Raw genomic sequence first — 17,733 nt, 5'->3', positions numbered from 1 at the left:
TTCCTCTGTGAACTCTGTGTCCTCTGTGGTGAACCACCCCATATAGTAATATTCTAAAATTAAGATAAATGACAAAAAGACTACTTTTTTTTACGTTAACCTGTATCCTGCTGGCTTCCTGCCAGTCCTACAAGAAAGTGCCTTATTTGCAAGACTCGGGAGAGGCGCAGCGTGCCGTTGCGGAAGCCAAGCTTTATGATGCACGCATCATGCCGAAGGATCTACTCACCATCGTCGTGTCCTGCACCGACCCCGAACTGGCTGAACCGTTCAACCTCACCGTAGCGACTCCCGTCAGCGCCGCGCAGAACAGCCTGACCAGCCAGCCGGCACTCCAGCAATACCTGGTAGACAACCGGGGCAATATCGAATTCCCGATACTGGGCACCCTGCACATCGGCGGGCTGACCAAAAGCGAGGCGGAAACACTGATCAAAGGGAAGTTAAGCGACTATATCAAAGAATCGCCCATCGTCACCGTCCGTATGGCCAATTATAAGATCTCTGTCATCGGTGAAGTAAACGCTCCCGGAACTTTCACCATCAGCAACGAAAAGGTCAACCTCTTCGAAGCCCTTGCCATGGCAGGCGACATGACCGTGTACGGATTGCGTGACAACGTCCGCCTGATCCGCGAGGACGCCGACGGACACCAGCACATCATCACGCTGGACATGAACCGGGCAGATATCGTCCAATCGCCCTACTACTACCTGCAACAGAACGACATCCTGTATGTCACGCCCAATAAGACCAAGGCAAAAACAGCCGACATCAGCACCAGCACCACCATCTGGTTCTCCGTGGTAGGCACGCTTGTGTCGCTTGCCAGTTTAATCATTACAATCGCCAAATAAAGAAACCCCGAAAATGAAAGAAGACTTATACGACGATCTATACGAAGAAAAAGAAGAGAAAATAGACTTCCACGCCATGCTGTTCCGCTACATCATCCGGTGGCCCTGGTTCGTGGCTTCGATCATCCTCTGCCTGGCGGGAGCATGGTTATACCTCCGGCAGACCACTCCGGTCTACAACATCTCGGCCTCCGTAGTCATCAAGGACGATAAGAAAGGGGGCAACAGTGGAGGAAACCTCACCGCGCTCGAAGGCCTGGGTCTGGTCAGCTCGGTATCGAACATCGACAACGAGATTGAAATACTACGTTCCAAAACGCTGGTCAAACATGTGGTCAGCGAACTGAACCTATACACCACCTATACAGCCAAAGGCAGTTTCAACGAAACGGAACTTTATAAAAATTCGCCGGTACTGGTGGGACTCACTCCGCAAGAAGCGGACAAGTTAGCAGCGCCGGCCGTGTTCGAACTCACCCTGTCGCCCGGCAACCGGCTCGACGTGAAAGCTACCATCGGAGAGAGCTCCTACAGTAAAAAGTTCTCCAAGCTGCCGGCACTGCTCACTACTCCCGCAGGCACGTTCACGTTTACGCTTGCCCACGACTCCGTCACCGTTAAAGAACCGCAGACGCTCACCGCCGTTGTCAGCAATCCCCTGTGGACAGCCAAAGGCTATGCGGGAGCACTCAGTGTAGAACCGACGTCCAAAACCACCTCTATCGTTATCGTCTCTTTAAAGAATACCAACAAACGCCGGGGCGAGGACTTCATCAACAAGCTGATCGAGGTCTACAACCGGAACACCAACAACGACAAGAACGAGGTGGCGGAGAAAACGGAAGAGTTCATCGCCGGACGCATCCGCATCATCAACGACGAGTTGTTCAGTACCGAAAAGGAATTGGAAAACTTCAAACGGGATGCCGGACTGACGGACCTGGCAAGCGATGCCCAACTGGCCGTCAGCGAAAACTCCGCCTACGAGAAACAACGGGTGGAGAACGGCACCCAGCTCAACCTGGTACGCTACTTAGGCGAATATATCTCCGCTCCGGACAAGCTCAACACCGTGTTGCCCGTCAACGTCGGTCTGACCGACCAGTCCCTGTCCACCCTTATCAGCCAGTATAACGAAATGGTGCTCCAACGCAACCGCCTGCTGCTCAATTCTTCGGAAACCAACCCGGTGATCGTGAATCTGGATACCAGCATCCGTGCCATGCGCGAAAACATCCTGACCACCATCCACAGCGTTCAGAAAGGTTTGCTGATCACCAAAGCCGACCTCGACCGGCAGGCCAACAAGTTCAACCGCCGCATCAGCAATGCTCCCGCCCAGGAACGCCAGCTTGTCAGCATCTCGCGCCAGCAGGAAATCAAAGCCGGACTCTACCTGATGCTGCTCCAGAAACGGGAAGAAAACTCCATCGCGCTGGCTGCCACTGCCAACAATGCCAAAATCGTAGACGAAGCCATGGCCGACAACGGTCCCGTCTCACCCAAGACAAAGACGGTCTACATGATCGCACTCCTGATGGGGATAGGCATCCCCGTAGCCGTCATCTACGTCATGGGCCTGCTCCAGTTCCGCATAGAAGGACGGGCGGACGTGGAGAAACTGACTTCCGTCCCTATCATCGGGGACATCCCCCTGGCGGAAGAGGGAGACGGGAAACACGGAAGCATCGCCGTCCGCGAAAACGAAAACGACCTGATGGCGGAAACTTTCCGGGGCATCCGCACCAACCTGCAATTCATGCTGGGCGAAGAGAACAAAGTGGTCCTGGTCACCTCCACCATCAGCGGCGAAGGAAAAACATTCGTAGCCACCAACCTTGCCATCAGCCTCTCGCTGCTCGGCAAGAAAGTAGTCATCGTGGGACTCGACATCCGCAAGCCGGGACTGAACAAAGTATTCTCCCTTTCGCACAAAGAGAAAGGAATCACTCAATACCTGGCCAATCCGCAGCATACCGACCTGCTGTCTATGGTGCAGCCCTCGGAGATATCACCCAACCTGAGTATCCTCCCCGGTGGAACAGTTCCGCCCAACCCCACCGAGCTGCTGGCACGCCAGGCTTTGGTGCAGGCCATCGATATTCTGAAAAGGCACTTCGACTACGTGATACTCGACACCGCCCCCATCGGGCTGGTCACCGACACACAGATCATCGCACGGGTAGCCGACCTCTCCGTTTACGTATGCCGTGCCGACTATACGCATAAAGCCGACTATACCCTGCTCGAGGATCTTCGTCTGGGCAACAAACTTCCGAACCTGTGTACCGTCATCAACGGGCTCGACATGAAAAAACGGAAATACGGTTATTACTATGGATACGGAAAATACGGACGCTACTACGGGTACGGCAAAAAGTACGGCTATGGATATGGTTACGGCCAAAAACACACTTAGACATCTCTATGATTTTATAAAATATGAAGAATTAATTATTTGTTACACTTATGCCATGAAATCCAAACCGCTATAAGAGTTAATTTAATTAACTCTTATAGCGGTTAAATTTCCATTTTAAAACATCAATGTAATTTTTTATCATCAGACACATCAAAACACGGACACTGCTTTATCCATTCCTCGGGCTCGATCTCCCCATTGGCGTTCAAGTCCGGACTCAGATCCCGGTGGCCACACACACGGCTGCCGGGATACTGTTTTAGCAGAGCCTTCACCAACACCCGCATCGAATGCACCTGCCACTCCGTCCGGGTATCCTTGGGACGTCCCCTCGCATCCAACCCTCCTTCATAACAGATACCGATACTCGTCGCATTGTGCCCTTTGGCATGCGCCCCTATTTTCTCTACCGGACGAGTGGACACAATCCGCCCGTCCTTGCGGATATAGAAGTGATACCCCGGCCCGTTGAATCCACGCCTGCGATGGCAGACATCCAGATCGAACTCCGTAAAGCACCGGTCTTCCCTCGTTGCGGAGCAATGAATCACGATTAAGTCGATTTTCCTCATACCCCCTCCTTCACTTTTCGACATTCCTCCCACTGAGAAACATCAGGAACGCGATCACCCATTCCAAGATTCTTTGTAACTTCTTCATCGTTGCTTTGCTATATTAAGTTTCATTATTCACCACAGAGGACACAGAGGACACAGAGTTTTTTAATTTTCACCACTCTGTTTCACCACAGAGTAACACAGAGTTTTAATTCCTCCTCCGTGTCCTCTGTGTCCTCCGTGGTGAAAAACTGTGGTGAAAATCATGCCGTCGGGTCATCCACAATCCCCCCGTCGCCTCCGCCGCCGTCGCCCTTTTGCGCCGCCCGCGTGCTCACCTTGCTGAAGCTGAGCGTCTTCATCGCATCCGCCAGCACAGGCCCCGGACGGAAGTTCACTCTCGCCTTGCTGATATTCGCCGCTTTGAAATCCTCTGCCTTCTCCGCTCCCCTGCTTCGCAGGCCCACCTGAAAGGTCCCGATATTCCCTAACCTGACAATCTCTCCCCTCGACAGCCCGTCTACAATTTCATCCTCCAGCGCCTTCAGCACCGCCACCACATCCGCCGAGTGCACCGTACAGGCCTTTTCCACCCGGGTCGAGATCTCGTCCAGCCCTACATCGCCGCTGGCCTGGGCCTGGGCATAATACTTGGCGGGATCATCCTTCTTCAGCATGTTCTTGCGCGCCACTACCGAATACGTAACTTCTTTACTCATAATCGTACTTTCTTTTAGAGTTAAACATCTGTTTTTCAATCACATTCCAAAGATACGACACCCCCGGTGCGCCAATGACAAGGAAAGAGGACCGATGACGAAGTTTGACGAAAAAAGAGTATAAAAACACGCTGCATTCCGGGTATTTTTTCGTATATTTACAGTAGATAACAATCAGATAATCAAAACTATGAACCAAAGAAAAGAAGAAGACACAACCGAAGCCGATTTCATTATCCGCTCGTACACCAAAGCCGAACTTGCACAACTTTACTGCCCGGGACTCGACCCGGTGCTCGCCCTGCAGAAACTCTACCGCTGGATGCGTAAAAACACCGCCCTGACACAGGCACTGTCCGAAGTCAATTACAACAAATACCGCCACAGCTTCCTCAAGCGTGAAGTCGGGCTGATTGTGCATTACCTGGGAGAACCTTGATTTCACCACAGAGGACGCAGAGGACACAGAGTTTTAATTTAAAAACCGGTTCCGGGGAAAATAAATTTTTCCTCTGTGAACTCTGTGTCCTCTGTGGTGAAAAACGTGAAAAAGACTTAGACGTTTCCCCCGAAACATCCAAGTCTTTTAGTAGAAACTCTTAAGTCTTTTCAGAAAAGGCTTAAGAGTTTTTTCATACATTCGCCTCCCCCCTATCCTTTTTGAGAAGGTTCAAAGGCTCAAGGCTCACTCTACAAGCATCATTACGCCCACTTGCGGTGAGTCTTACGATATTTTCCATCCTCTTTCACAACGAGTTCCAAGTCTACAGTCTTCTTAAAAAGCCTCTTGGCAGTGGACTGGGGAATTCCCATTTTCACCGCCTTTTCTACCATCTCGGCGAAGGTAAAAGTTCCTGAAAAAGATTGTAATACCGGCCGTAACCTGAAATAAGGCTTCAGAGGTTTGGAGTTCGTTTCACTCTTCTGCACACTGGTAGACAGCAGCAAGCTATGCTCCAGGAGCACATCCGTCATCAGCATGGCAGTATGGAAATCTTCGTCCGAACACACATACTGCGGCATCGCCCAGGCACACTCCCCCTTGCGGAGAGCAGTGAGCACACCAGCTATCCGACTTGCCATCAATCCGTGACGCAGCACGATCGCCCCGGGCGAATCATCCCGCTCGTTCACCACCTCAGACAGGTGAGAGGAGAAACGAGACGTATGCTCCTCCCATTGCGCAGCCGTAAACGTGACCTCCGTGGGAGACTGAAGCAAGAACAGGTGTAACTCCAACAGCCTGTGACTCAGACGGGCAAACACCGATTGATGATCTTCACCCCCTGCCCGGGGAGCGGCCGAACGCCAACACCAATCACTCTGTCCGGTATAGATCAGAAAACGGCTGTACAATCCACTCTCCAACGAAGGTATGAAACGCGCCAACTGATTCGGAGTACCGGCGAAACACAATGCCAAGCGTGGATGGTGGGCTACCACCTGGCGCCCGTTCACCTTAAAATCGGCCGAAACCACCTCGTGCTGAAAAGCCGCCCGAAACACGTCATCATGCTTTCCGTACTCATTGCGGATAGCTCCCGACACCATGTCCAGCTCCGTAGCGTTGATGCAGCACCCTAACTTGCCGCTCTCCTCCAATGCACTGATCAGCAAACTCTTCGACACATTGGGCGAAAGTGTCAGCAATTTACGGGCAGGCTCTTTGGGACGCAGCGAAAAGTCCGGCGAACGCTTCTCCGCCTGCGCCTTTTTCAGCTCCAGTTCCCACTCGAAGAAAGCCTTATCATACACCAGACGCATATCCTCGTTCTGCTTCTCATAATACCGGTGAATCTCTCCGGGCAATATGCCGGCAAGCGACACCACCCCCTTTCCGCCTCCGGCATGGGCAATCACCATGTAATACAGGTGCGGCGAGTAGTACACCTGATCATACAAAACACGCACCTCGGGCAGACAAGCGCTGATGTTGGCAACCATCGCCGTCAGCAACATGTCACGCTCCCGATAGCTGCCCGCCACCTTTACTCCCTCCGCAAGCACCTCGGGCAGATGCTCGAACACCTCTTCGGGAAAGTAAGGCGCCTGTCGTCTGTAAGCTTCACTTTTTCCGAACAAGAGATCTTCCAAATCATCCCCCTCCTCTTCCCCGTGAGGGGTATAAAGTGAGCCTTGAGCCTTTGAGCCCTTTTCTTCCCCGACAGCGTCCGCCTTTCTGACAGAAGCATACTGATAACCAGAGAATAAAGTTTTCTCAATCTCTCCGCTTCCGAAATCAGCCTGCGCGTATTTCTCAACCACTGTTTTTTGCAACAGCCGCATTTCCTCCGGCGAAAAACCTTTATACCGGGCATAGCGTCCCAACTTCAACATAAACGCATGACGCCCTCCCGTCGCAAACGGGTTCCGGACATCAAAATCATTCAGGAAAGCCTGCATAAAGCCATTCCCCGCTTCGGGAGCAACGCCTGCCGGACGAGCTCCGTCCACCGCCTGCACAGGATACTCCCCTTCCGCCTGCGGCAGTCCGTCCGCCTGCTCCCGCCACGGAAACACCTCTGCAGCGGGATTATAATACGCCTCCGGATCATACGAAGCGTAACATGCCCGTCCTAAATCACGGCACGACATATCGCAAGGATGCCCCAACACGCGCTCCAACTCACGGGCGACGACAGGATAAGCCACCGCGTATTGCCCGGCATTCTCCGCATCGATGCGCACAATCAGCTTCAACCCCTCACCCGAGATACTGACAAAGGCCTCCACCACATAAGGCAGCGCCTTGGCCTTCTCCTTCATCCCGGACAGTTTCTCCGGACAGTGGTCAAAGTCGAACAGCGCCAGTCCGCTCAGCCCGCTCACCTGGTTCGCCGCATGTCCGCCCCGGCACTTGCCGGCTACCACCACTGCATTCAGGGCACCCTTCAGCTTCTTGGCTTCCTCGGTCATCCCCGTCTGCATCCACCGCCGATACGACTCGGCAAGCACCTTCCAGCGTGCTCCCCTGAGGTCATTATGAAACTCTTCCAACGAAATCTCTTCCGCTTTCTTTTCCCACACATGGAGGAAAAAGGAAATTTTAAACTCTCTCCTTTTCATTGAGTATTAAATTTTAATGTTTTTAATCCCGATCCACCGCCAAGCGCACACAGCAAAACCCTTGCCACTCCGCATCCTCTGCAATGAACCATGATGCAAAAGAACAACAAACTTTTTACACTTCCGAATGTTAAAACCGCCGTAAAAGTCCCTTCGGAAAGCCTCCACACCCGCCCACACGCCACTTTCACCGTCCGCCTCCCGGCTTTTTTTAACACCCGAATTTATTTTCTCACCTCCCGCTTCCGCTCCTGATCCTTCACCGTGTTACTCAGGAAGCGGCACAACCGTTTCATCTCCCGCATCTCCTCCCTCGAGAGCGGTTTGGGAAGCTCACGCACCAGGGCAAACACCTGTCCGGACAACTCTCTAAGCAATTCATTCGAGCTCTTTAACTTGTAGTTTTTTTTTCCATAATCATTAAATTTGAAATATATGTTAATTATTAAACTCACAAAAGTACGATCCAAAGATTAAAAATTCATTATTTTTTCTATTTTAATGAACAATTTATTGTATTTAGTAAATTTATATCTATCTTTGCAGCAAAATCAAACGTAAGATTCGGTTTACCCAAGCAGACAACTGTGACAGGTAACCGCGTAGCGTATCCGGGAGCGACCCTCCCACTTTCTCAAACCATACTCCCCAACCGACATGAAATCCTGGCTTGCCGCCTACGTCCGTCTCTATCACGAGAAGAAAACCCGTGACCGCCTGACGGCAATGGGCATCGAAAGTTTCCTGCCCGTGCAGGAAGAAATCCATCAATGGAGCGACCGCCGCAAAAAGATAGAGCGTGTGGTCATCCCGATGATGATCTTCGTACACGTCGACCCGGCAGAACGTGCCGAAGTGCTGACCCTTTCGTCCGTCAGCCGCTACATGGTGCTGCGCGGACAAAGCACTCCCGCCGTCATCCCCGACGAGCAGATGGAGCGCTTCCGCTTCATGCTCGACTACTCCGAAGAAGCCATCGAAGTGTGCTCCTCCCCCCTCGCCCCCGGCGAACAGGTGAGGGTGATCAAAGGCCCGCTTACCGGACTGGAAGGCGAGCTGGTGACCATCAACGGGAAAAGTAAGGTGGCGGTAAGGCTGGATATGCTGGGCTGCGCCCATGTGGATATGCCGGTGGGGTTCGTGGAGAGAGTGGGAAAGATGGAAGCGGTGAGATGAAGGATATGGAAGTCGTCCGTAAATTTTTCAAGAACTTCTTTAGGAGCATTACTACCGACGGTTATAATGTTTACAAGTTATTTGACCGGGATCGAGAAAGAATCACCCGTTATGGTTATATGGCTCATGTCAAGCATAAGTTTGTGGATGCCTTGCACACAGATTCCAGTTCGGCCAAAGTCGTTCAATTCATCTCGAAACTTTATTGGGTGGAATCGGATTGCCGGATTCATTTTCTTTCCGAGTCAGAACATGCATTAGAGAGGAAACACCGGCCTATACCTGTTTTATCTGAATTTTGCAGCTTCTTAAACCGATATTTGATGATACGAAAGATATTGCAGCTACTCTTTTTATCAAAGCGGTTCGTTATGCGGCTAACGAATGGAAGGCTGTGCGTCGTTACGTGAATAATGATCGGGCTGAGATCGACAACAACACCGCAGAACGGCTGATGAAGCCAATTTACTTGGGAAGAAAGAATTATTTGTTTTATGGTTCGGAACAAGCCGCTAAAAATACGTCTTTGATTTACTCATTTATAGAAAGCTACAAGATGAACAGAATCCGTTCTGTTAAATATATTGCGGATGTTTTACGAAAATTAGTATCCGGTGAAACGGATAATATGACACTTCTGCCTATGAATATTGCAAAACAACTTAATTATTAAACAAAAATACAACTCAATGTGGGCTACAATACCTTTGCGGGCATTATAGCCGTACAGTGAGTCCTTACAATTGGACACTTACAGTATGCCCTAAGTTGAGTACTTACCAGTGAGTGCCTACTATTCTTATCAATTTTATGAATAACAATAAACGCATAGCTAAAAATACTTTAATGCTATATTTTCGCATGTTGCTTATAATGTTTGTATCCTTATATACAAGCAGAGTTACATTAAAAGCACTTGGCATTACAGACTATGGATTATACAATGTTTTAGCAGGTTCAATTGTCATTTTCAGTTTCATAAATAATTCCTTAGCAACCGCAACTACAAGATTCATAACTTTTCACTTAAATGAAAAAAACACCGACAATATCAAAAACATTTTCTCTACTTCTGTTCATATTCACTTATTTATATCACTCATTGTTATCATATTAAGTGAACTTATTGGCATATGGGGAATTAACAATATACTCAATATTCCAACTGATAGAATATTTGCTTGTAATATTGTTTTTCAAATCGTTATTTTTTCTGCTGTCACAAGTATTCTACAATCTCCATTCGGAGCATTAATTATTTCAAATGAAAAAATGAATATATATGCTTATATTGGCATCATTGACGCATTATCCAAACTTATAATTGCTTTATTGATAACAATTACTCCATATGATAGACTAATTTCATTCAGCATATTACAATTTATTGCTGCGAGTAGCATATTCTTTTTTTATTACTACTACTGTAAACAAACATATAGTTCTATATTTTATATTTCTAAAAAGAAAAATTATAAATTAATCAAGGAAATGTTAGGATTCTCAAGCTGGAATCTATTAGGTTCAACAGCTATTATGCTAAAGAATCAAGGAGTAAATATCCTAATTAATATTTTTTTTGGTCCTGCAATAAACGCAGCCAATGGCATCGCATACCAAGTAAATTCCGCCGTTTTTCAATTTAGCAATAATTTTACAACAGCCATTAACCCGCAAATTATCAAAAGTTATGCAGCTAATGATAAAGAACGAATGAAAAATCTCATTATAAGAGGTGGAAAATTCTCTTTTTTCTTACTTACATTTTTAACTGTACCTATCATTGCAGAAACAAACTATCTTTTAACATTATGGTTGGGAGAATTTCCTGCATACACCATTACATTAACCCGACTCGTTTTATTTCTAACTTTAATTGAATGCTTCAATTATCCCATTAGCTGTGCTATACAAGCGACAGGAAACATCAGAAATTATCAAATTATCATCAGTGGCATGAATCTGCTTATATTCCCTTTCTCATATATATCATATAAATTAGAAGCTCCACCACAAACTGCATTGACGATTTCTTTGTCAATTAGTTTTTGTTTATTATTTATTCGTCTATATTTTATTTATAAACAATTAGGTTTCTCCCCATTTATATTCTTTAAAGAGGTTTACTGCAAATCTTTCATAATATTAGCAATTTGTTTACCCATTCCTCTTTTTATATCTACCCATTTAGACGAAAGCCTTTTAAGGCTATTCATAACAACAGCTACAGCACTTATAGTAAATACATTTATAATATATAAAATAGGTTTATCTATAGACGAAAAAAAATATGTAATAAATAGTATAAAGAATAAATTGCAAATAAAAAAATGAGAAGATTCATAGAATGTCTATTACCAATCACCGCTTGTAATTTACATTGTAGCTATTGCTACGTTATTCAAGGGAATAGAAGAACCAATGAAAAAGCCATATTTCAATATTCACCTGAACATATAGGAAAAGCATTAAGTCCCGAAAGATTAGGAGGCATAAGTTTAATTTCTATAACAGGAAGTGGAGAAACTTTTATTCCTAAAGAACTACCAATAATAACCTATGAAATCCTTAAACAAGGACATTTTGTCAATATAACGACCAATGGAACTTTATCATCAAAAATACAACAACTCTTAACTATAACTGAGGGATATCATAACCATTTGCACATTTCTTTTTCATTCCATTACGTAGAACTAAAGAAAAAAAGACTTCTAAAAACCTTTTTTGATAATATAAAAATGGTTAGAAATGCCGGTTGTTCTTATCTTTTACAAATAAACTTATCTGATGAATATCTTGAGTATTGGGAAGAAATAAAAGAAATTTCATTAAAAAATTGCGGTGCATATCCTCAAGTAGCATTGACCAGAAAAGAAAAAAACAACACATTTGAAATTCATTCTCACCTTCCAACAAAAGAATATATAAAAATAGGAAAAGAAATGCATTCTCCTCTATTCGATTTCACTTATAAAAATTTCATGGTAAAGCGGAATGAATACTGCTATGCTGGCTATTGGTCTGGAAAATTAAATTTAAGTACAGGAATCCTGACAGGATGTTATGGGAATGGAATACAACAAAATATATTTAAGGACTTAAACAAGGAAATTCAATGGTGTCCTATCGGTAAACACTGCAATTTTCAATATTGTTTTAATTCATCTCACTTTATTTCCCAAGGAATTATCCCTGAATTAGAGCCTCTACCCTCTTATGGAGAATTGAGAAATCGAGAAAATGCGCATTGGTATACAGCAGAAATGAAAAGTTTTCTATATCAAAAATTTCAAGATACCAATCCACTCTTAAATAATAAACAAAAAAAATACTACAACTTTAAATATATTATTTACCAGTATGCCCGAATATCTTCATGGAAACAACTTATAAAGAAAAATTTAAAAAGAGTCTTTTCCCACTCATAACAAATGACTATATCCTTTTAGATCTACCATATTTTACTAATGTTGGAGATGTATTGATATGGCAATCTACTTTAGATTTACTAAAAGACATCAACCATAAATGTATATATTCTTCTAGTATTGAAACTTATCAAAAACAATCACTTCCCCAAGAATGTATAATCATATTTATGGGAGGAGGAAATTGGGGAGATCTTTGGATAAGACATCACAACTTTAGAAGACAGGTTTTAAATAATTATCCCCAAAACCCTATCATACAATTACCTCAAAGTGTATGCTTTAAAAATCCAACATACCTACAAGAAGACATCAAGATATTTTCCAAACATAAAGGAGATATAACCATTTGTTTAAGAGATGAAAATTCTTATAATTTTGTTTCTAAAATGTATGATAACGTAAAAACTCTATTATTACCGGATTTGGTTTTAATATTCAATACCAATAAATACACAACTCCCCAAAAAGGAAAGGGTATTCTATTCAATAAAAGATGTGATTCAGAAGCTATTACATACACTAATTACAAAATACCTCCTGAAGCAGTAGTAAAAGATTGGCCCACTATAGAGAACTTGCCCATTACTATCAAAATATATAATAGAATTATCCCATACATCAAAAAAATTGATTATCTATTAAAAACAAATGCATACTGTTCCATTACAGATTACCTATATAAAAAACACTTTAAAAATCTCATTATTCGATCAGGTATATCATTTGTAAACAAGTATCAAACAATCTATTCTACACGATTACATGTGGCAATACTTGCAACATTACTTGGGAAGAAAGTATATGCCATTGATAACTCATATGGAAAAATTAAAGGAGTATATAATCTATGGATGAAAAATATTGTAAATATCAAAATGATGTAAAAATATCCATTATTGTTCCTGTTTATAACGTAGAAGATTATATTGAAAGATGTATTACTTCAGTCATGGAGCAAACTTATCAAAACATAGAGTGCATTATTGTTGATGATTGCACTCCTGACAACAGTATCAAAATCACACAAAAATTATTATCTACATATAATGGTGCAGTCAGTTTCCTACTTTTAAAACATACCAAGAATAAAGGACTATCAGCAAGTCGAAATACTGGTACAGAAAAAGCTACAGGTGATTATATTTACTATTTGGATAGCGATGACGAACTTATGCCTAATTGCATTGAACATTTAGTAGATATCGCAAAAACAGATGATTCCATCGAAATTGTACAAGGAAACACAAAAGGACTTCCTGAAAATGCTGATATTGATTGGTATGATATCAGTCAATATAATCTTCCAACAGAATTTGTTAATAACGAAAGTATTCGATATTGGTTCTATGACTTAAATTCCCCCATCCCCATAAATGCATGGAATAAGCTTATAAAGAAAGATTTTCTCACAACCTATAATCTTTTTTTTGAAAAAGGATTAATTCACGAGGATGAGCTTTGGATGTTCTATGTTACAAAAGTTTTAAAACATATATATTTTACCCATCAAATTACATACAAGCACTATTGTACTCCTAACTCTATAATAAGTACCTCCAGCCAACAAAAAAGTGCATACCATATAAGCAAAATATTAAAAATAGTAACTTTGAACTTTGACAGAAAGTATTTCAAGCAGCAGTACAAATTCTATTTATGCTATTTTGCACCTCGCTTCATTAGCTATCCATCATTAGGAGAATATCCATATTTATACAAATGGTTTTTAAAAGAATCTATATCAAAACACCTCTATTATTACACATTTATATTATTAATCACAAAATGTCTATCTATACCTCATAGAGGAAAAACAATGATACTAAATTTAATAAAATTGCATACACTATAAATCATTAAGAATTATGGAACAAACAAAAATTTGTGTACTAGGTCTCGGATATGTAGGTTTACCATTAGCTCGACTTTTCTCAACTAAATACCCGACTATAGGTTTTGACATGAACCGATCTCGTGTTGATGCTCTTAATAACGGACATGATAGTACCCTTGAAGTCAGTGATGAACTTTTACAGGAAGCCTTAAAAGGTGGATTTTATTGTACTCATGATTTAAAAGAAATCAAAGATTGTAATTTTTATGTAGTAGCCGTTCCAACGCCAGTAGATAGAAACAATCATCCAGATCTCAAACCATTATGGGGGGCAAGCGAAACTGTTGGCAAGGTTATCTCAAAAGGCGATATCGTAGTTTATGAATCCACAGTATATCCTGGAGTCACAGAAGAAGAGTGCTTACCGGTTGTCGAACGTGTTTCAGGTTTAAAATTCAATATAGACTTTTTTGCAGGTTATTCCCCAGAGCGTATAAATCCCGGCGATAAATCACATACAGTTGAAAAAATAAAAAAGGTTACATCTGGCTCCACTCCAGAAATAGCAGACATTGTCGATGGAGTATACAATTCTGTACTAATTAATGGAACTCATAAAGCACCCTCTATTCGTGTCGCAGAAGCTTCCAAAATTATAGAGAACTCACAACGTGACGTAAATATCGCTTTCATGAACGAATTAGCAAAAATATTCAATGCTATGGGAATTGATACAAACGATGTCATTGAAGCTGCTGCCAGCAAATGGAATTTCATCAAATTAAAACCGGGATTGGTAGGTGGTCATTGCATATCCGTTGACCCATATTACTTAATTCAAAAAGCACAAGTATATGGTGTACTCCCTCGTATCATGTTTGCTGCTCGTAGATTGAATGACGGTATGGGTGATTATGTGGCCAACCAAACCATTAAGCTAATGAACAAAAAAGGAATATTAGTCAAAGATGCCGCAATATTGCTTCTCGGCATTACTTTTAAAGAGAACTGTCCTGATATCCGTAACACCAAAATTATTGATATTTATCACACGCTTACGGAATATACTCAGAATGTAACAATATACGATCCTTGGGCTGATACGAATCATGTTCAACAGGAATATGGCATTCAACTAACAGACTCCTCTATCAAAACATTAAAAGGTAAATTTGACGCTGTGATTCTTGGAGTTGCTCATACCCAGTTCTTGGATATCAATATTCGGGAGTTTTTAAAAGATAGCATAACAGGTGTGGTTTATGACGTAAAAGGTGTCCTTGACCGACAGCTAATAGACGGACGATTATAATGAAAAAAGTATCTATTCTCATACCTTGTTATAACTCGGAAAAATGGGTCGGTGAAACACTTGACTGCTGCCTTCGCCAGACTTATCCCAACATTGAGATAATCCTTGTTGATGACGGGAGCACAGACAATTCACTGGCCATTGCTCGTGATTATGAAAGAAAGGATGAACGTATCCACGTCTTCAGTCAGCCCAATTCAGGTGGATGCAGGGCGCGAAATTTAGCATTTGAAAAAAGCACAGGAGACTATATCAAATATCTAGATGCAGACGATCTGATGTCTGATGATATGATAGAAATGCAAATGAAGCGGTTAGAAAAAGCAAATGATTCTCTCGCCATATCGACATGCTCATGGCAAGAATTTTGGAATAGCACAAATGTTAAATTCTGCAAACGCTGCATTTATAAAGATTATAACGATCCTATCGAATTACTAACAGACCTTTGGACAAAAAGTGAAATGTTTGCAGTAACATGCTATCTTGTACCTCGTCAGCTTATATCTTTAGTTGGAAAATGGGATGAACAACTTACAAAAAATCAAGATGGAGATTTCTTTTGTCGGGTATTAAGTAAAACTTCAAAAGTTCTATTTTGCAAATCTCCCCAATTTTACTACAGAAGAGGACATTTTTCCGTCAGCACGCAAAACAGCCTATCACCAACTAAAATGCAATCATCACTTGATTCTCGCATCAATTATGAAAAAACAATATTACCCATCCGTAATACGCCCCTTGTTAGACGAGGGTTAGCACTAAACTACTCCATTGTAATGTTCAATTCACCAGTGAATTCAAAATGGTTCAATGAAGCCAAAAGGCGAATTTACGCATTGGGAGAAAAGCCGATACATCCAACCGCAAAAGGAATACAAAAAAAGATAGTCTCTATCATTGGCTTAACCACGTATCTTCAGATTAAAGAATTATTGGAGAAGCATTAAAAAACATCAGAAAATTATTATGCTATTCAACGATTTAAAATTTATATATTTTTTCATTCCAGTCCTAATCATATTCCATTTATTGAATCTGACCAAAAAGAAATGGGTAAAAAATACATTTTTATTGGCAGTAAGCTACCTATTTTATGGATTATTTGAGGCCAAATTTTTGTTTGTACTTATATATATAACAATCATAAACTATGGGATAATCTTGTTGCTATCAAAAAAAAAGGATAAAAGCATACTAACTTTAGGAATCATATTATCATTGCTACCACTGGTATTCTTTAAATACACTTATTTTCTATTGAATGATGTCTTAGGAATAGAGGGAGAAGTGTTTGGAAAAATAATCTTACCTGTAGGAATCTCTTTTTTCACTTTTCAGGCACTGAGTTATACCATCGACATCTACCGACAAAAAGAAAATGTGATACCATCACTACTTGATTTTTCCCTTTACACCGCTTTTTTCCCGACCGTACTTAGTGGACCGATAGAACGTGCCCGTACATTAATGCCTCAAATAAAGAACCTACAACATTGTGATTTTCATCTCATACTAAATGGAATACAATTATTCACATGGGGAGTGTTTCAAAAGATTGTAATAGCAGATAGAATATCAGAATATGTAGGTCATGTCTATGCATATCCAGAAAGCTATGGTACAACTACCATTTTATTAACAATATCCCTATATAGTATCCAGATATATTGTGACTTTGCAGGATATAGTAACATGGCAATAGGCATAGGACGTATGTTAGGATTTTATATTTACAAAAATTTTAATTTTCCCTATTTTTCTACCTCTATCCATGATTTTTGGAAAAAATGGCATATATCACTGACTTCGTGGCTAACAGAATATGTTTATTTTTCATTGGGAGGTAACCGAGTGAAAAAATGGAGATGGATGCTAAACATACTTATTGTATTTCTTGTTAGTGGTATATGGCATGGAGCAGCATGGACATTTATTGTATGGGGGGGGATACACGGTATTTACCAAATTATAGAGCACTATGTGCTTGGTAAGAAGAAGTTCAAAAACAGCTTAAGCAAGATAGTAGCAGGTAGTACCCTCTTTACTATAGTATCGCTTGCATGGGTATTCTTCCGGGCGAACAGTATAGAACAAGCATGGAATGTATTATCCTCATTAGGCAATCTCAATATTCCTCTATTTACGATGTTTGCAACTCAGTTCTTTCTAATGTTATTCATTCTATTCATTTGGTTAATAATTGAACTAACAATATATAAACGTGTAGTGAAAATTACGGAATCCAATGACAATCCTTTTACTTGGATAAATCTCATCTTTATGTCTTTGGCTGCATCAATGATTTGTTTACTAGGAACGAGCGGATCATCATTTGTTTATTTTCAATTTTAAA

At 42.3% G+C, this 17,733-nt stretch carries 17 protein-coding genes; 13 read left to right on the top strand and 4 right to left on the bottom strand.

From position 1 onward, the window contains the following. Positions 1 to 68: 68 nt before the first annotated feature. Together KO473_RS22265 and KO473_RS22260 are read left to right on the top strand one after the other, a co-directional pair. Complete coding sequence (locus KO473_RS22265) at positions 69 to 857, top strand: polysaccharide biosynthesis/export family protein (protein ID WP_122130857.1); 789 nt, start codon at positions 69 to 71, stop codon at positions 855 to 857. A gap of 13 nt (positions 858 to 870) precedes the next feature. Further along, positions 871 to 3,276, top strand: coding sequence for a polysaccharide biosynthesis tyrosine autokinase (locus tag KO473_RS22260; protein ID WP_005820697.1), 2,406 nt, complete (start codon positions 871 to 873; stop codon positions 3,274 to 3,276). Between the two features lie 125 nt (positions 3,277 to 3,401). On the opposite strand, the gene KO473_RS22255 is transcribed toward KO473_RS22260, so the two are convergent. After that, positions 3,402 to 3,851 carry an N-acetylmuramoyl-L-alanine amidase gene (locus KO473_RS22255; protein WP_005820699.1) on the bottom strand — a complete coding sequence of 150 codons (450 nt, stop codon included), beginning with the start codon at positions 3,849 to 3,851 and terminating at the stop codon, positions 3,402 to 3,404. Positions 3,852 to 4,099: 248 nt separating this feature from the next. Then, complete coding sequence (locus KO473_RS22250) at positions 4,100 to 4,555, bottom strand: HU family DNA-binding protein (protein WP_005820701.1); 456 nt, start codon at positions 4,553 to 4,555, stop codon at positions 4,100 to 4,102. Positions 4,556 to 4,745: 190 nt separating this feature from the next. Between KO473_RS22250 and KO473_RS22245 the strand changes: the two genes are divergently transcribed. Beyond that, positions 4,746 to 4,994 (top strand): DUF4248 domain-containing protein, encoded by a 249-nt coding sequence (locus KO473_RS22245; RefSeq protein WP_005820705.1) that lies wholly within the window; start codon positions 4,746 to 4,748, stop codon positions 4,992 to 4,994. 263 nt (positions 4,995 to 5,257) lie between these two features. Here the strand turns inward: KO473_RS22245 and KO473_RS22240 are convergent, their stop codons facing one another. Both KO473_RS22240 and KO473_RS22235 read right to left on the bottom strand, forming a co-directional pair. Further along, positions 5,258 to 7,621: a DUF3987 domain-containing protein gene (locus KO473_RS22240; protein ID WP_181996067.1), complete on the bottom strand. Its 2,364-nt coding sequence runs from the start codon at positions 7,619 to 7,621 to the stop codon at positions 5,258 to 5,260. 224 nt (positions 7,622 to 7,845) lie between these two features. Further along, positions 7,846 to 7,998 (bottom strand): hypothetical protein, encoded by a 153-nt coding sequence (locus KO473_RS22235; protein WP_164932435.1) that lies wholly within the window; start codon positions 7,996 to 7,998, stop codon positions 7,846 to 7,848. A 280-nt stretch (positions 7,999 to 8,278) separates the two neighbouring features. Between KO473_RS22235 and KO473_RS22230 the strand changes: the two genes are divergently transcribed. From KO473_RS22230 to KO473_RS22185, 10 genes are all read left to right on the top strand, one after another. Further along, entirely contained in the window at positions 8,279 to 8,797 is a 519-nt protein-coding gene (locus tag KO473_RS22230) for a UpxY family transcription antiterminator (RefSeq protein ID WP_005820710.1), read from the top strand. Next, positions 8,794 to 9,207: a transposase gene (locus KO473_RS22225; protein WP_005820714.1), complete on the top strand. Its 414-nt coding sequence runs from the start codon at positions 8,794 to 8,796 to the stop codon at positions 9,205 to 9,207. The genes KO473_RS22230 and KO473_RS22225 overlap by 4 nt, the downstream gene beginning before the upstream one ends. Then, positions 9,096 to 9,470: a transposase gene (locus KO473_RS22220; protein ID WP_157195913.1), complete on the top strand. Its 375-nt coding sequence runs from the start codon at positions 9,096 to 9,098 to the stop codon at positions 9,468 to 9,470. The genes KO473_RS22225 and KO473_RS22220 overlap by 112 nt, the downstream gene beginning before the upstream one ends. Before the next feature lie 137 nt (positions 9,471 to 9,607). Beyond that, positions 9,608 to 11,131: a hypothetical protein gene (locus tag KO473_RS22215; protein ID WP_032537420.1), complete on the top strand. Its 1,524-nt coding sequence runs from the start codon at positions 9,608 to 9,610 to the stop codon at positions 11,129 to 11,131. Then, positions 11,128 to 12,228: a radical SAM protein gene (locus KO473_RS22210; protein ID WP_005820720.1), complete on the top strand. Its 1,101-nt coding sequence runs from the start codon at positions 11,128 to 11,130 to the stop codon at positions 12,226 to 12,228. Before KO473_RS22215 ends, KO473_RS22210 begins: the two co-directional genes overlap by 4 nt. Next, positions 12,177 to 13,115: a polysaccharide pyruvyl transferase family protein gene (locus KO473_RS22205; RefSeq protein ID WP_005820721.1), complete on the top strand. Its 939-nt coding sequence runs from the start codon at positions 12,177 to 12,179 to the stop codon at positions 13,113 to 13,115. The genes KO473_RS22210 and KO473_RS22205 overlap by 52 nt, the downstream gene beginning before the upstream one ends. After that, positions 13,079 to 14,083, top strand: coding sequence for a glycosyltransferase family 2 protein (locus tag KO473_RS22200; protein ID WP_005820722.1), 1,005 nt, complete (start codon positions 13,079 to 13,081; stop codon positions 14,081 to 14,083). Before KO473_RS22205 ends, KO473_RS22200 begins: the two co-directional genes overlap by 37 nt. A 13-nt stretch (positions 14,084 to 14,096) precedes the next feature. After that, positions 14,097 to 15,377: a nucleotide sugar dehydrogenase gene (locus tag KO473_RS22195; protein ID WP_005820723.1), complete on the top strand. Its 1,281-nt coding sequence runs from the start codon at positions 14,097 to 14,099 to the stop codon at positions 15,375 to 15,377. Then, positions 15,377 to 16,327 (top strand): glycosyltransferase family 2 protein, encoded by a 951-nt coding sequence (locus tag KO473_RS22190; protein ID WP_005820725.1) that lies wholly within the window; start codon positions 15,377 to 15,379, stop codon positions 16,325 to 16,327. The genes KO473_RS22195 and KO473_RS22190 overlap by 1 nt, the downstream gene beginning before the upstream one ends. 124 nt (positions 16,328 to 16,451) lie before the next feature. Continuing rightward, complete coding sequence (locus KO473_RS22185; RefSeq protein WP_232303446.1) at positions 16,452 to 17,732, top strand: MBOAT family protein; 1,281 nt, start codon at positions 16,452 to 16,454, stop codon at positions 17,730 to 17,732. Position 17,733: the final 1 nt, after the last annotated feature.

Source organism: Bacteroides sp. HF-4919, assembly GCF_018860125.1.
The sequence above is the reverse complement of the archived record's forward strand: the minus strand, read 5'-3'. Positions and strand labels throughout refer to the sequence as shown.

Excerpts from the sequence above, each read along its gene's own strand:
- KO473_RS22260 (WP_005820697.1), top strand. The coding sequence starts at position 871 with ATGAAAGAAGACTTATACGACGATCTATACGAAGAAAAAGAAGAGAAA.
- KO473_RS22215 (WP_032537420.1), top strand. The coding sequence starts at position 9,608 with ATGAATAACAATAAACGCATAGCTAAAAATACTTTAATGCTATATTTT.
- KO473_RS22225 (WP_005820714.1), top strand. The coding sequence starts at position 8,794 with ATGAAGGATATGGAAGTCGTCCGTAAATTTTTCAAGAACTTCTTTAGG.
- KO473_RS22195 (WP_005820723.1), top strand. The coding sequence starts at position 14,097 with ATGGAACAAACAAAAATTTGTGTACTAGGTCTCGGATATGTAGGTTTA.
- KO473_RS22210 (WP_005820720.1), top strand. The coding sequence starts at position 11,128 with ATGAGAAGATTCATAGAATGTCTATTACCAATCACCGCTTGTAATTTA.
- KO473_RS22230 (WP_005820710.1), top strand. The coding sequence starts at position 8,279 with ATGAAATCCTGGCTTGCCGCCTACGTCCGTCTCTATCACGAGAAGAAA.
- KO473_RS22205 (WP_005820721.1), top strand. The coding sequence starts at position 12,177 with ATGGAAACAACTTATAAAGAAAAATTTAAAAAGAGTCTTTTCCCACTC.
- KO473_RS22245 (WP_005820705.1), top strand. The coding sequence starts at position 4,746 with ATGAACCAAAGAAAAGAAGAAGACACAACCGAAGCCGATTTCATTATC.
- KO473_RS22265 (WP_122130857.1), top strand. The coding sequence starts at position 69 with ATGACAAAAAGACTACTTTTTTTTACGTTAACCTGTATCCTGCTGGCT.
- KO473_RS22255 (WP_005820699.1), bottom strand. The coding sequence starts at position 3,851 with ATGAGGAAAATCGACTTAATCGTGATTCATTGCTCCGCAACGAGGGAA.
- KO473_RS22240 (WP_181996067.1), bottom strand. The coding sequence starts at position 7,621 with ATGAAAAGGAGAGAGTTTAAAATTTCCTTTTTCCTCCATGTGTGGGAA.
- KO473_RS22190 (WP_005820725.1), top strand. The coding sequence starts at position 15,377 with ATGAAAAAAGTATCTATTCTCATACCTTGTTATAACTCGGAAAAATGG.
- KO473_RS22200 (WP_005820722.1), top strand. The coding sequence starts at position 13,079 with ATGGATGAAAAATATTGTAAATATCAAAATGATGTAAAAATATCCATT.
- KO473_RS22250 (WP_005820701.1), bottom strand. The coding sequence starts at position 4,555 with ATGAGTAAAGAAGTTACGTATTCGGTAGTGGCGCGCAAGAACATGCTG.